This is a genomic window from Knoellia remsis, from assembly GCF_003002895.1.
Classification (GTDB): domain Bacteria; phylum Actinomycetota; class Actinomycetes; order Actinomycetales; family Dermatophilaceae; genus Knoellia; species Knoellia remsis.
Genome location: NZ_PVTI01000005.1, coordinates 1 through 13,467, shown reverse-complemented (window position 1 = coordinate 13,467; position 13,467 = coordinate 1). Strand labels below are relative to the sequence as shown.

Here is a 13,467-nt window from a genome sequence, read left to right as displayed (position 1 = left end):
CTAGACCCGAACGCCGTCACGCGGGGCGAGTCAGCCCGAGATGGCGGCGTATGCCGCGCGCACCCAGTCCTCGTCCGGTCCCTCGAGCCGCACGGGTCGGGCGATGTCCTCGAGGACGACGAAGCGGAGCATCGACCCGCGGGTCTTCTTGTCGCGGCGCATGGCCGTCTCGAGCTCGGCCCACCGCCCGGACGCATAGCTCGTCGGCAACCCCACCGAGGTGAGCACCTCCCGGTGCCGGTCGACGAGGGAACGGTCGAGAACGCCTGCGGCGCAGGCCAGCTCGGCTGCATAGACCATGCCGATGGCGACCGCCTCACCGTGGCGCATCGTGAACTGCTCGACCTGCTCGACAGCGTGCCCGAAGGTGTGGCCGTAGTTGAGGATCTCGCGCAGTGACGACTCGCGCAGGTCCGCGGCGACGACGTCGGCCTTGACCCGGATCGCACGCTCGATGAGCTCGACCGTGTGCGGACCGTCCGCACGCGCGGCGGCAGCGGGGTCGGAGGCGACGAGGTCGAGGATCACGGGGTCGACGATGAAGCCGGCCTTGACGACCTCGGCGAGCCCGGCGACCCAGTCGGCCTGTGGCAGCGTCGCGAGCACGTCGGTGTCGCAGAGCACGACCCGCGGCTCGTGGAAGGAGCCTACGAGGTTCTTGCCCTCGGCCGTGTTGATGCCGGTCTTGCCACCGACGGCGGCGTCGACCATGCCGAGCAACGTCGTCGGCACTTGGATCACGGGCACGCCCCGCAGCCACGTCGCCGCGACGAAGCCGGCAAGGTCGGTGACCGTGCCTCCCCCGACGCCGACGACGACATCCGTCCGGGTGAAGCCGTGCTGTCCGAGCAGCGACCACAGGTCCGCGGCGACCGCAGCGGTCTTGGCCGGCTCCGCGTCCGGCACGCTCGCGGCATACGCCTCGACCCCGACGTCGCGCAGCGCGGCGGTGACTCGCTCCCCCAAGGCGCGCATCGACTCCGGGTGGACGACGAGCGCGCGCTGCACGCCGTTGCCGATGAACTCTGAAACCCTTGTGGCACAAGCGGGTTCGATGACGACGTCATAGACGTCGCCGACCTTGACGACGCTCACTGCTCACGCTCCCCGAGCAGCCCGGCGACCTCGTCGACGACGTCCTCGACGCCGCGCCCGGCAGTGTCGACGCGGTGCGTCGCCACGGCTTCGTAGGTCGGTCGGCGCTCGTTCATGAGCTTCGTCCATGCCGCGCGCGGGTTGATCGCGAGCAGCGGCCGGCTCGCATCGAACCCAACCCGCTTGGCAGCGTCCGCGATGCCGACGTCGAGAAACACGACGTCGACACCGGCCAGCACCGACTGCGTCTGTGGGTCCATGGGCGCGCCGCCGCCGAGCGCCACGACACCGCGCTCCTCAGCCACTGCCCGGGCCACCTCGGCACGCTCCAGCGCCCGGAACGCCGGCTCCCCCTCGACGACGAAGATGTCCGAGATCGTGCGCCCCCGGTCGGCCTCGACGGCGGCGTCGGTGTCGTGGAAGGCCACGCCGAGCCGCCCGGCGAGCGCCTCGCCGATGGTGGTCTTGCCGGCGCCGGGCGGGCCGATGAGGACGACGACCGGGCCCGCGCCGGACACGCTGCTGCCGTGGGTGCCGTCGGTGCCGCCGGTGCCGCCGCGCGCGTCAGGGCTCACCACGAGCGCATCGCCTCCGGGATCGAGTCGAGGTAGGCCGCGTGGTTGCGGCGGGTCTCCTCGACCGAGTCGCCGCCGAACTTCTCGAGGCACGCCTCGGCGAGGACGAGCGCGACCATGGCCTCCGCAACGACGCCCGCCGCCGGAACCGCCGAGACGTCCGAACGCTGGTGGATCGCCTTCGCCGCCTCGTCACCGGTGGTGTCGATGGTGTCGAGGGCGCGCGGTACGGTCGAGATCGGCTTCATCGCGGCGCGCACGCGCAGCACGTCACCGGTCGACATACCGCCCTCGGTGCCACCGGCCCGGCCCGAGCGCCGCCGAATCGTGCCGGACGCGTCGCGCTCCATCTCGTCGTGCGCCGCCGAGCCGCGTCGCGCCGCCGTGCGGAAGCCGTCGCCGATCTCGACGCCCTTGATGGCCTGGATGCCCATGAGGGCACCGGCGAGCCGCGAGTCGAGCCGGCGGTCCCAGTGGACGTGCGAGCCCAGACCGGGCGGCAGCCCGTAGGCGAGCACCTCGACGACCCCACCGAGGGTGTCGCCGTCCTTCTTCGTCGCGTCGACCTCGGCGACCATCGCGGCCGAGCCGGCGGCGTCGAGGGTGCGCACCGGGTCCGCGTCGATCGCGGCGACGTCGTCGGGCGTCGGCAGCGGGGCGTCCTCGGCCACGCCGACCGGCCCCATCGACACCGTGTGCGACACGAGCCGGATGCCGTATGCCTGCTCGAGCAGCCGCGCGGCCACCTCACCGAGCGCAACCCGCGCCGCGGTCTCGCGGGCGGAGGCACGCTCGAGCACCGGCCGGGCGTCATCGAAACCGTACTTCTGCATGCCGACGAGGTCGGCATGCCCCGGACGGGGCCGGGTGAGCGGCTTGTTGCGGGCGATCTCCTTCTCGGCGTTGACATCGTTCGACGCCGCGAGCGCTTCGTCGGACACCGGTTCGGCCGACATCACGGTCTGCCACTTGGGCCACTCGGTGTTGCCGATGCGGATGGCGACGGGCGAGCCCATGGTCACGCCGTGCCGGACGCCGCCGAGGAACTCGACCTCGTCCTGCTCGAACTTCATCCGCGCGCCGCGGCCGTGGCCGAGCCGGCGCCGCGCGAGGGCCGCGGCGACGTCGTCGCGGGTCACCTCGACGCCGGCCGGGAGGCCCTCGATCGTCGCGAGGAGGGCCGGGCCGTGGGACTCACCTGCGGTCAACCAGCGGAGCATGCGCAGATCCTCCCACGGTGCCGGACGCGCCCGGGCACCCTGCTCGCGACGCGGGCGGCACCCACGCCGCCCACGTCGCGAGCAGGGAGAGTAGGGCAGGTGTCAGGCGAGCGGGTTCTCCGGCGCGTCGACGCCGAAGGTCTTCGCGAGGTCCGCGAGCACGACGTACGCGCCCTGGACACTGACCGAGGTCATCCAGGTGCCGTCGTCGACCTGGACGACCTTGGGCGCGAGCGGCGCCCAGAGCGGGTTCGCCGCGAACTGCTCGCGGGTCTTCGTGCCCTTGTCGTCCTCGGCGTCGTAGGTCGTGACGAAGATCTTGTCCGCGTCGGCGTCCTTGATCTTCTCCTCGCTGATCTCGGCGGCGAAGTCGTCGACGTCCTGCGACGGCGGCCGGGCGAGTCCGGCGTCCTCGAGGATGATCCCGGTGAACGACGCCTTCTGGTAGAGGCGCGTCGGGCCGTCGAGGAACCGCACGACGGAGATCGTCGGGTTGCCGGCCTTGGCGTTGACGGCCTTCCCGACCTCGGCCGCGGCCTTCTCGTAGTCCCCGAGGATCTGCGCGGCGAGGTCCTCCTTGCCGAGGGCCTTGCCGAACATCGTCATGTTGTCCTTCCACTGCGCACCGGTCGTCTCCGACATGACGGTGGGCGCGATCTTGGACAGCTGCGGGTAGATCTTCTCGTGGCGCACCTTGGCGCTGATGATGAGGTCGGGCTGGAGCGCCGCGATCTGCTCGAGGTTCGGCTCGGCGAGCGTCCCGACGGACTTCGCGTCCTTCGCGTATGCCGTCCGCGCGTCACCGAGGTAGTCCGGCAGCGTCTCGCCGAGCCCGCGGTACTGCGTGAACCCGACGAGCTGCGCCTGCAGCGCGAGGGTCGCCTCGGCATACGAGTTGTCGAGGGCGAGCACACGCACCGGCTGCTTCTTGATCTCGGTCGTGCCCATCGCGTGGGTGATCGTGCGCGGCCAGGTGCCGCCCTCGCCACTCGCGCCGCCGGACGCGGCCGGCTCGTCGGCGGACCCTCCGGAGCCACATGCGGTGAGGCCGAGGAGGAGGGAGATGAGGAGGGCCGCGAGGGCCGTGGCGCGCGAGCGCATCCGGTGATCCTTTCGAGGTGCTGGCTTGGTAGCGTGCACCCTACATGCAAGGTAAGCCTCACCTTACGCGCCCGCTGCTCCTCGGCAGCGGGCTGCTTGTGCTCGCGGTCCTGGCGAGCCTCGCGTTCGGCGCCGAAGCGCTCTCGGCGCAGCAGGTCTGGCACGCCCTCGTCGCGCCCAGCGGCACCGACGCCGACGTCATCGTCCGCGACCTGCGCCTCCCGCGCACCGAGCTCGGGCTCCTCGTGGGCGCCAGCCTCGGCGTCGCCGGGGCTCTCATGCAGACGCTGACCCGCAACCCGCTCGCCGAGCCCGGGCTCTTCGGGGTCAGCGCCGGGGCGGCCCTCGCGGTCGTCGTCGGCATCCGGCTCGGGCTGGCGGGCACGGTCGCCTCGTCCGTGTGGTGGGCGCTTCTGGGTGCCGTGCTCGCGACGGCGCTCATCTTCGTCGCGGCGAGCCGGCTCGGCCGTGCGGGGCTGGCGCCGGTGACGCTGGCCGTGCTCGGTGTCGCGGTGTCCGCTGGTCTGGCGGCGATCACGTCGGCCTTCGTGCTCCTCGACACCCGCACGCTTGACGGCTACCGCTTCTGGGCGGTCGGGTCCCTGTCCGGCCGCGGTGACGGTGTCGCCGGCCAGGTGCTGCCGTTCCTCGCCGTCGGGGCGGTCCTCACCGTCCTCGCGGCGCGAGACCTCGACCACTTCGTCCTCGGTGACGACCTCGCCCGCGGCTTGGGCGTCTCCCTGACGCGCCTGCGGCTGCTCGGCGTGGTCGCCATCGGTGTCCTCACGGCCGCGGGAGTGGCTGCGTGTGGCCCGATCGCGTTCGTCGGCCTGCTGACGGCGCATGCGGGACGCGTCCTCGTCGGCAGCCGCCACCTCCTGCTCCTCCCCCTGTGTGCCCTGCTCGGCGCGAGCGCGCTGCTGCTCGCCGACGTCGCCGGGCGCCTCGTCACCGGCAACGGCGAGCTCCAGGCCGGAGTCGTGCTGGGGCTCGTCGGCGGACCCCTCTTCGTCGCCCTCATCGCCCGCCGCAGGATCGCACTGTGACGGACACGCGGTCGCGAGCTCGGGGCCAGGCACCGACACCCGCACGAGCCGGAGCGTCCACGCCGCCAACCGCGCGACCGGCGCGCACCGAACGCCACCACGCCGGGGCGATCCTCGCGGGAACCGTCCTGCTCGTCGCCGTGTTCGTCCTCTCGCTCTCCGTCGGCACCACCGCGCTCCCCCTCTCCGACGTCCTCGCCTCGCTCCTCGGCGGCAGCGGCGGGCCGGCCGACTTCGTCGTGCGCGAGCTGCGGCTGCCGCGCGCCGTGGCCGGGATCTGCGTGGGTGCGGCCCTCGCGGTCGCCGGCGCCCTCACCCAGACCGTGACCCGCAACCCATTGGCCTCGCCCGACATCATCGGGGTGACGAGTGGCGCCAGCCTCGGCGCGGTCGCCGTCATCGTCTTCGGCGGGAGCGCCGGCGGCGCCTCCGGAGCCGTGGCGTCGGTGGGCGTACCCGCGGCCGCGATGGCCGGCGGCGCGATCGCCTCGCTGCTCGTCGCCCTCGTGGCGCGCGCCGGCGAACGCGTCGTCCTCGTCGGCGTCGGGGTGACCGCGATGTGCCAGTCCGCCGTGACGTGGCTCCTCGTCAGCGGCGACGTCACCGACGCGGGCCGTGCGGCCACCTGGCTCGCCGGGTCGCTGAGCGGCCGCGTGTGGACCGATGTCGCGCCGGTCGTGGTGGCGATCGTCGCCCTCACCCCCGCGACCTGGCTCCTCACCCGCGAGCTCGCCGTGCTCGTCCTCGGCGACGACGTGGCGACCGGCCTCGGCGCGAACCCGTCGCGAACCCGGTGGGTCGCGCTCGGCGCGAGCACCGTGCTGGCCGGGCTCGCCACGGCAGCGGCAGGCCCGGTCGCGTTCGTGGGGTTGTGCGCGCCGGCACTCGCCGTCCGGATCGCCCGGGTGGAGCGCCCACCGCTCGTGCTCAGTGCCCTCGTCGGGGCGGTGCTCGTCTCGGGCTCGGACCTCGTGGCGCGCAACCTCTTCGGCTGGCTCGGCCTCGGCCCCACGGAGCTGCCGGTCGGCATCGTCACCGGGATCATCGGCGCGGTCTACCTCGTCGTCCTCCTGCACCGCCGGGCCGGCCGCAGCACCTGAACCGGCCCCGCTGCACGATTCGTGCGATGGTCCGTCCCGACCTCTTGACAGCGGACCGCGCGCCTGCGAGACGCTGCCGTATGACCACTCTCGACAAGACCTTCACCGGCACCCTCGTCACGAGCGAAGCCCCAGGCGGCTGGACCTACCTCGTCACCGACTGGAGCGCGCAGTTCTTCGGGACCCGCGGGCTGGTCAAGGTCGCCGGCACGGTCGACGACCACCCGTTCCGCGGCTCGTTCATGGCGCTCGGTGACGGGACGCACAAGCTCGCCGTCACCAAGGCGGTCCGTGACGCGATCGGCAAGGGAACCGGCGACGAGGTCACCGTGCACCTCACCGAGCGCATCGACCCGCCCACACGCGACGCTCGCCGCTAGTCTGGCCGCGTGACGACGCAGACGCCCGAGACCTCATCCTTCGCCACGTCCGCACGGATGCTCGCCGCCTCCTACATGGGCGCGCTCGTCGTGATGGGCGTCGTGCTGTTGTTCGTCCTGGGGACCGAGACCATGCCGCCGACGTGGTTCGTCGTCGGCGTGCTCGCCGCGGGTGTCGTCGCTCACTTCCTCATCGGGGCCGTCGGCTATCGACCCCAGCCGCTCGAGCCCGGGATGGCCGAGGACGAGGCGGTCGCCGAGGGGCGCGTGCGCTACCAGAGCTCCATGACCCTGCGGTTCGCCATCGCGGAGGTCATCGCGATCCTCTCGCTCGTGCTCGCCTTCGTCGTGCAGGGCAGCTGGTGGATGTATGCCCTCGGCGCCGTCGTCTCCTTCATCCTCATGGCGATGCACGTGTGGCCCGGCTCCGGTCCCGTGGGCAAGTCCGCCGACGCGCTCGAGTCGAAGGGTCAGCCCTCCTACCTGCGCGAACAGTTCGGCTACGCCGTGAGCGGCCCGATCCTGCCGACCTGAGCCCGATCGTGCCGACCTGCCCGGAGGGCCGAACGGTCCCTCAGGTCCCGAGCATCCCGGCGAGGACGGCGTCGGTCCAGTCCAGAGCGACGAACACGCCTGCGCACATGAACGGCCCGAACGCCATCGCGCTCGACCGTCCCGCGCGCCCGGTGAGCAGCAGCACCGTGGCACCGATCCCGCCGAGGACGAACGCGGCCATCGTGCCGACGACGACGTGTCCCACCGAGAGCCACCCGAGCAGCAGCCCGATGAGGGGTGCCAACTGCACGTCACCGCCGCCGAAGCCCCCACCCGGCAGGAACGCGAGCACGGCATACCCGACGAACAACACGACGGCACACAGGACGGCCGTCAGCAGCCGGCCCCACTCCCCCGTGGCGATGCTCGGGGGCACGAGCAACAGCAGCGCGGCGGGCAGCGCCGGCCGGGTCAGCCCGACGGGCAGGCGATGCACGTCGAGGTCGATCCAGACCAGACAGACGGAGAGCCAGGCGAAGAGCAGGTATGCCGGCAGCGCGGCATACGCTCCGGCGTCACCGACGCTGCGCGTCGCCCACAGGGCGAGCGCGACGAGGAGCGGCACGACCCACCAGGAGCGCGGCGGGTCGTGGTCGGCCTCGTCCTCGGGGATCCGGTAGCCGGCGGTCGCGAGCTCGCGCGACGTGGCCAGCCCGGCCACGACCGCCCCGGCGGCGATGAGCAGCACCACCCACGACGGCCAGCCGCCGACCGTCACGAGCCGACCTGCTCGCGCGCAGCCGCGAGCATGACCTCCACGGGGGGCTCATGGCCGGTGAAGAGGCGGAACTGCTCGGCCGCCTGGTGCACGAGCATGTCGAGTCCCGACACGACGGCACCTCCCGCCGTCGTCACGGCGCGCGCCAGCGGTGTGGGCCAGTCCGCGTAGACGACGTCGAGGAGCGTCGTGCCGGACAGGTCCGCGCACTGGGCCGACTCGGCGACGACCTCGCTCGCCGCGGGGGCGAGGGCCGAGACGACGAGTGCAGGACGTGCGTCGGCCCACGTACCCAACGGCACGTGCCGGGCACGGACGTCGTGTCGCGCCAGCAGGTCCACGACCTCGGCCGCGGCCTGCGCATTGCGGGCGGCGACGACGACGTCGCGCACCCCGAGCTCGACGACGGCGAGGGCGGCCGAGCGTGCCGTCGCACCGGACCCGAGGACCACCGCCGAGCCCCCGTGCCCGACGTGCTCGACCGCGCGGACGATCCCGGTGACGTCGGTGTTGTGTGCGTCCCAGCCGCCGTCTCCGCGACGGACGAGCGTGTTGACCGCCCCGGCGTCGCGCGCCACGTCGGACACCGTGGTGGCGACCTCGAAGGCCACCTCCTTGAGCGGCATCGTCAGGCTCAGGCCGCGCCACGTCTCGTCGAGCCCGGCAACGACCGAACCCAGCTCGGCCTCGGTGACCTCACGCAGACCGTAGGACCACTCGGACAGCCCGAGCGCGGCATACGCCGCGGAGTGCAGGACGGGTGAGAGCGAGTGCGCGACCGGCGAGCCGAGGACCGCCGCCCTCAGCACCGGTCCCGGTTCTCCCGACACCACTGGTTGAACTCCTCGACGTTGCGCTGGTGCTCGGCGGCGGTCGTCGCGAACTTCGTCTCGCCCGTGTCGGGGTTGACGGCGACGAAGAAGAACCACGGGCCTTCCTCGGGGTTCGCGGCGGCCTCGATCGAGGCGGCGCCCGGGTTGTTGATCGGGCCCGGCGGCAGCCCCTTGACCTTGTAGGTGTTGTAGGGGCTGTCGGAGTTGCGCTGCTCGCTCGTCGTCCCGGCGCGACCACGCTTCTGCACGGCGTAGTGCACGGTCGAGTCCATCTGCAGCATGCCGACGGTCGGGCCGTTCGGGTCGTTCAGGCGGTTCTCGATGACCTGGGCCACCTTGGCGCGGTCACCCTCGCCGTTCACCTCGCCCTCGACGATGGAGGCGACGGTCAGGATGCGCTCGTAGTCGTCCGGCTGGACGCCCGCCTTCTCGAGCTCCTTGATCGTCATCGCGATCATCTGTCGCAGCTGCTCTGCGGCGGGCACGTCCTTGTCGAACTCGTAGGCCGACGGGAAGAGCCAACCCTCGACCTTGCCGTCCGCGGCGGAAGGAAGTCCGAGTGCCTCGGGGTCCTTGAGGGCGGCCTCGTAGTCGGCGACCGGGATCGTCGTGGCCTTGCTGAGCCGCGGGATGATCTCGCTGACCCAGAGACCCTCGGGGATCACGGCGCGCGCGACGGTGCGGTTGTCCGGGTTGGCGAGGAAGCCGAAGGCCTCGCTGGCCTTCATCTCCTTCTTCAACGTGTAGGTGCCGGGCTGGATCTTGGCGCTGAGCTCGGGGTCGGCGGCTGAGGCCTCGAGGTAGGCCGAGCGGGTCTTGACGACGCCCGCGTCGCGGAGCGCGGTGGCGATGGCCTCGCCGCTGTCGCTCTGCTTGACCGTCACCACGACCTCGCCCGACCCCGGGCCGGGGAAGTCCTCGGCCTCGGAGCCACCGCCGACAAGGGAGGACACCAGCGGTCGGAGGACGGTGAACGCCGTCACCGTCGCGACACCCACGAGGGCGACGGCGATGACGAGCGTGACGAGGCGGCGGCCGCCCCTGCGGCGCTCACGCTGACGACGACGCCGACGGCTCGGCTCCTGCGGTGGAGGTTCCCCGAAGATCGTCGTGTCGAGGTGGTCCTGGGTCACCGTTGTCCGTCCTTCGTCCGCGGCTTGCGCCGTTTCTGGCCTACCGGCTCACCCGGTGGGCGCCCGGTGCCGCGTTCGGCATCGAGAGCGCCCTGGAGGATGAGGACCGCCGCCGCTTGGTCGACGACGGCTCGTTGCCTGCGACCGGACACTCCGCTGTCGCGCAGCGCCCGGTGCGCGTCGACACTCGTGAGGCGTTCGTCGACGAGACGGACGCTCACGGGTGCGACCCGGCGAGCCAACTCCGCAGCATACGCGCGGGCGGCCGCCGCGCTGGGACCTTCACCCCCATCGAGGGAGCGTGGCAGCCCGACGACGACCTCGACGGCCTCGGTCCGGCGGGCCAGCGCGACGATCTCGGCGATGTCGTCCTCGGCGCTCGTGTCGTCCTGATCGGTGCTGCCGGCCTCACCGACGGTGCGTATGCCGTCCGCGGCCTCCCAGCGTCGCTCCACCGTCGCGTGGGGCGTGGCGAGGAGCCCCGAGGGGTCGCTGAGGGCCACGCCGACGCGCACCGCGCCGACATCGACCCCCAGTCGGATCCCGGGGCGCATCGTCAACCGGCCAGCTCCCCCACGCGCCACTCGACGGCGTTGAGGGCCTCGCCCGTCTTGGAGAGGTCCTGGCCACCGCCCTGGGCGATGTCGTCCTTGCCGCCGCCGCCACCACCGAGGGTCTGGGCGGCGATGCGCACGAGCTCGCCGGCCTTGATGCCTCGGTCGCGGGCGGACTGGTTGGTCGCGATGACGACGACGGGACGACCCTTGGCGCCACCGGTGACGGCGACGACGGCGGGTGCTGCCTCGCCGAGCTTCTGTCGGGCGTCGAGGACCATCGCGCGCACGTCGTCGGCGGCCGCGTCGGCGCCCGCGTCGTGCCGGACGAGGCGGACGCCGCCGACATCCTTGGCCTGGTCGCTGAGCGAGCCGGCCGCCGCGAGGACCGCCTGCTTGCGCGAACGCTCGAGCTCTCGCTCGGCGTCCTTGAGCCGGGTCACCATGGCGCCGATGCGGTCGGTCAGCTCACCCGCCGGGGCGCCGACGAGGCCCGAGAGCTCGGCGACGATGGCGCGCTCACGCGCGAGGTAACGCAGGGCGTCCATACCGACGAAGGCCTCGACGCGGCGCACACCAGACCCGACCGACGACTCGCCCGTGAGGGTGAGCGCGCCGATCTGGGAGGAGTGGCCGACGTGGGTGCCACCGCAGAGCTCGCGCGACCACGGGCCGCCGATCTCGACGACACGGACGTCCTCGCCATAGGTCTCGCCGAAGAGTGCGAGGGCACCGATCTCGCGGGCGCGGGCCAGTGACATCCAGTCGGCCGACACCGGCAGGTCCTGACGCACCGCGAGGTTCGCGACCTCCTCGATCTCGCTGCGGGTCTCCGGTGACAGCGCCTGCCCCCACGCGAAGTCGAGACGCAGGTAGCCGGGCTTGTTGTAGGAACCCGACTGCAGGGCCGACGGGCCGAGCACCTCGCGCAGCGCCGCGTGGACGACGTGCGTGCCGGAGTGCGCCTGGCACGCCTGGAGCCGCCACTCGGGGTTCACCTCGGCGAGCACCGGCGTGTCGGCGCGCAGCGGCCCATGGACGACCTCGACGGTGTGCGCGATGAGGCCCTTGACCGGGCGCTGCACGTCGACGACCTTGAGGTGCACGCCGTCGGCGGTGATCACACCCTCGTCGGCGATCTGGCCACCGGACTCCGCATAGAACGGCGTCCGGTCGAGGACGACCTGGGCGCGCTGGCCCGGCTCGACCTCCTCGACACGCTCGCCGTCGACGACGAGGCCGAGGACGTTGGCCTCGCTCGTCAGTTGCTGCCACGCCAGGAAGTCGGTCTCGTCGGCGGCGCGCAGCTCCTTCCACACCTCGGTGTTGGCGTGGCCGGACTTCTTGGCGCGCGCGTCGGCCTTGGCCCGGTCACGCTGCTCCTGCATGAGCCGGGTGAAGCCCTCGCGGTCGACCTCGAGGCCCTGCTCCCCCGCCATCTCGAGGGTGAGGTCGATGGGGAAGCCGTAGGTGTCGTGCAGCTGGAACGCCTGGTCGCCGGCGAGCGTCGTGCCGCCCTCGGACTTCGTGCGCGCCACGGCCGTGTCGAGGATCGTCGTGCCCGCGGCGAGGGTGCGCCGGAAGGCCTCCTCCTCGGCGTACGCGATCGAGCTGATCCGGTCGAAGCCGGTCTCGAGCTCGGGGTAGGACTGCTTCATCCGCTCCATCGACACGGGCAGCAGCTCCGGCAGCGCTGGCTCCTCGAAACCGAGGAGACGCATCGCACGCACGGCGCGGCGCAGCATACGACGCAGGACGTAGCCGCGACCCTCGTTGCCGGGAGTGACGCCGTCGCCGATGAGGATGAGCGAGGAGCGGACGTGGTCGGCGACGACGCGCAGGTGCACGTCGTCGGGGTGCGACTGCTCCGCCGAATGGCCGGAGTTCGCTCCGTAGGTCTTGCCGGTGAGTGCGGCCGCCTTCTCCAGGACGGGGTAGACCTCGTCGATCTCGTAGAGGTTGTCGACGCCCTGGAGCACCGAGGCGATCCGCTCCAGCCCCATGCCGGTGTCGACGTTCTGCGCGGGCAGCGGCCCGACGATGTCGAAGTCGACCTTGGAGCGCACGTCCGACAGCTCGTACTGCATGAAGACGAGGTTCCAGATCTCCATGTAGCGGTCCTCGTCGACGGCGGGCCCACCCTCACGGCCGTACTCGGGGCCGCGGTCGTAGAAGATCTCGCTGCACGGGCCGCCGGGGCCGTCGACGCCCATGTGCCAGTAGTTGTCGGCCTTGCCGCGGCGCACGATCCGCTCGAGCGGGACGCCGGTGTACTCGGCCCAGAGCCGCTCGGCCTCGTCGTCGTCCTCGTAGACCGTGGCCCAGAGCCGGTTCGGGTCGAGGCCGTAACCGCCGAGGTCCTGCGGGGTCGTGAGCAGCTCCCACGCGAGGACGATGGCGTCCTTCTTGAAGTAGTCGCCGAAGGAGAAGTTGCCGTTCATCTGGAAGAACGTGCCGTGTCGCGAGGTCTTGCCGACCTCCTCGATGTCACCGGTGCGCACGCACTTCTGGACACTCGTCGCGCGGTCCCACGGCGGGGTCTCCTGCCCGAGGAAGTACGGCTTGAACGGGACCATGCCGGCGTTGACGAAGAGCAGGTTCGGGTCGTCGTGGATGAGCGGCGCGGAGGGCACGACGGCGTGGCCGTTCTTCTCGAAGAAGGACAGCCAGCGGCGGCGGATCTCGGCGGTTTCCATGGGGTTCTCGTCCTGGGGTCGGTTCGTCACGTCGGGCGTCGGCGCCCGCGCGTTCCGGGCACCGGTCGATCCTACGGGGCGCCCGTATGCCGTCGCGCCCGCCTTTCCCATGGGTCCCCGTCGTGCCCCCGACTCCCCACTGATTGCCAGTTCCCGGCAGCAGGTCCCCCGACTGATTGCCGATTCCGTGCGCCTCTCCCCCGACTGATTGCCGCTTCCCGGCAGCGGGGGTATGCCGTGGCCTCACCGACCACTCCCGTCCCACCACTGATTGCCGATTCCGTTCACCCCCGACCGCCACTGTCAGACCCATCGTATAAGCGCGAGTTCGCTTGCAGCAGAAGACAATTCACCACCACAAACCCTTGCCTCGAACTGGTGTTCGTGTATCATGGGAGCATGACCACCAGCACCGGCACCGACGCCCACCAGGGGCGTTGTGCCGCGCTGGCCGAGGCCGC

The 13,467-nt window shown here is 72.0% G+C and carries 13 protein-coding genes; 4 read left to right on the top strand and 9 right to left on the bottom strand.

From position 1 onward, the window contains the following. Window positions 1-30 precede the first annotated feature (30 nt). The 4 genes from aroB to BCF74_RS04285 form a co-directional block, all read right to left on the bottom strand. Entirely contained in the window at window positions 31-1,095 is a 1,065-nt protein-coding gene (gene aroB, locus BCF74_RS04300; RefSeq protein WP_106296730.1) for a 3-dehydroquinate synthase, read from the bottom strand. Beyond that, window positions 1,092-1,613, bottom strand: a complete 522-nt coding sequence (locus tag BCF74_RS04295; protein WP_106296851.1) for a shikimate kinase — start codon at window positions 1,611-1,613, stop codon at window positions 1,092-1,094. The genes aroB and BCF74_RS04295 overlap by 4 nt, the downstream gene beginning before the upstream one ends. Window positions 1,614-1,666: 53 nt before the next feature. Next, window positions 1,667-2,890 carry a chorismate synthase gene (gene aroC / locus BCF74_RS04290; RefSeq protein ID WP_106296729.1) on the bottom strand — a complete coding sequence of 408 codons (1,224 nt, stop codon included), beginning with the start codon at window positions 2,888-2,890 and terminating at the stop codon, window positions 1,667-1,669. A gap of 102 nt (window positions 2,891-2,992) precedes the next feature. After that, window positions 2,993-3,991: an ABC transporter substrate-binding protein gene (locus tag BCF74_RS04285; RefSeq protein WP_106296728.1), complete on the bottom strand. Its 999-nt coding sequence runs from the start codon at window positions 3,989-3,991 to the stop codon at window positions 2,993-2,995. A 44-nt stretch (window positions 3,992-4,035) separates the two neighbouring features. Between BCF74_RS04285 and BCF74_RS04280 the strand changes: the two genes are divergently transcribed. From BCF74_RS04280 to BCF74_RS04265, 4 genes are all read left to right on the top strand, one after another. After that, window positions 4,036-5,037 carry a FecCD family ABC transporter permease gene (locus BCF74_RS04280; protein WP_106296727.1) on the top strand — a complete coding sequence of 334 codons (1,002 nt, stop codon included), beginning with the start codon at window positions 4,036-4,038 and terminating at the stop codon, window positions 5,035-5,037. After that, on the top strand, window positions 5,034-6,137 hold the full coding sequence (locus BCF74_RS04275; protein ID WP_218279196.1) for a FecCD family ABC transporter permease: 1,104 nt from the start codon (window positions 5,034-5,036) through the stop codon (window positions 6,135-6,137). The genes BCF74_RS04280 and BCF74_RS04275 overlap by 4 nt, the downstream gene beginning before the upstream one ends. Before the next feature lie 80 nt (window positions 6,138-6,217). Further along, on the top strand, window positions 6,218-6,517 hold the full coding sequence (locus BCF74_RS04270; RefSeq protein ID WP_106296726.1) for a DUF1905 domain-containing protein: 300 nt from the start codon (window positions 6,218-6,220) through the stop codon (window positions 6,515-6,517). Between the two features lie 9 nt (window positions 6,518-6,526). Next, complete coding sequence (locus BCF74_RS04265) at window positions 6,527-7,051, top strand: hypothetical protein (RefSeq protein WP_106296725.1); 525 nt, start codon at window positions 6,527-6,529, stop codon at window positions 7,049-7,051. Between the two features lie 40 nt (window positions 7,052-7,091). Here BCF74_RS04265 and BCF74_RS04260 read toward each other — a convergent pair whose 3' ends face one another. From BCF74_RS04260 to alaS, 5 genes are read right to left on the bottom strand one after another with little or no spacing between them, the layout of a single operon-like run. Beyond that, window positions 7,092-7,790, bottom strand: coding sequence for a prepilin peptidase (locus BCF74_RS04260; protein ID WP_106296724.1), 699 nt, complete (start codon window positions 7,788-7,790; stop codon window positions 7,092-7,094). After that, window positions 7,787-8,599 carry a shikimate dehydrogenase gene (locus BCF74_RS04255; protein ID WP_342747546.1) on the bottom strand — a complete coding sequence of 271 codons (813 nt, stop codon included), beginning with the start codon at window positions 8,597-8,599 and terminating at the stop codon, window positions 7,787-7,789. Before BCF74_RS04255 ends, BCF74_RS04260 begins: the two co-directional genes overlap by 4 nt. Next, the gene (gene mltG / locus BCF74_RS04250) at window positions 8,593-9,756 is read right to left on the bottom strand and encodes an endolytic transglycosylase MltG (protein WP_106296723.1); all 1,164 of its coding nucleotides are present in this window, start codon (window positions 9,754-9,756) and stop codon (window positions 8,593-8,595) included. The genes BCF74_RS04255 and mltG overlap by 7 nt, the downstream gene beginning before the upstream one ends. Continuing rightward, window positions 9,753-10,310 carry a Holliday junction resolvase RuvX gene (gene ruvX, locus BCF74_RS04245; protein WP_106296722.1) on the bottom strand — a complete coding sequence of 186 codons (558 nt, stop codon included), beginning with the start codon at window positions 10,308-10,310 and terminating at the stop codon, window positions 9,753-9,755. Before ruvX ends, mltG begins: the two co-directional genes overlap by 4 nt. Window positions 10,311-10,312: 2 nt before the next feature. After that, entirely contained in the window at window positions 10,313-13,006 is a 2,694-nt protein-coding gene (gene alaS, locus BCF74_RS04240; protein ID WP_106296721.1) for an alanine--tRNA ligase, read from the bottom strand. Between the last annotated feature and the right edge of the window lie 461 nt (window positions 13,007-13,467).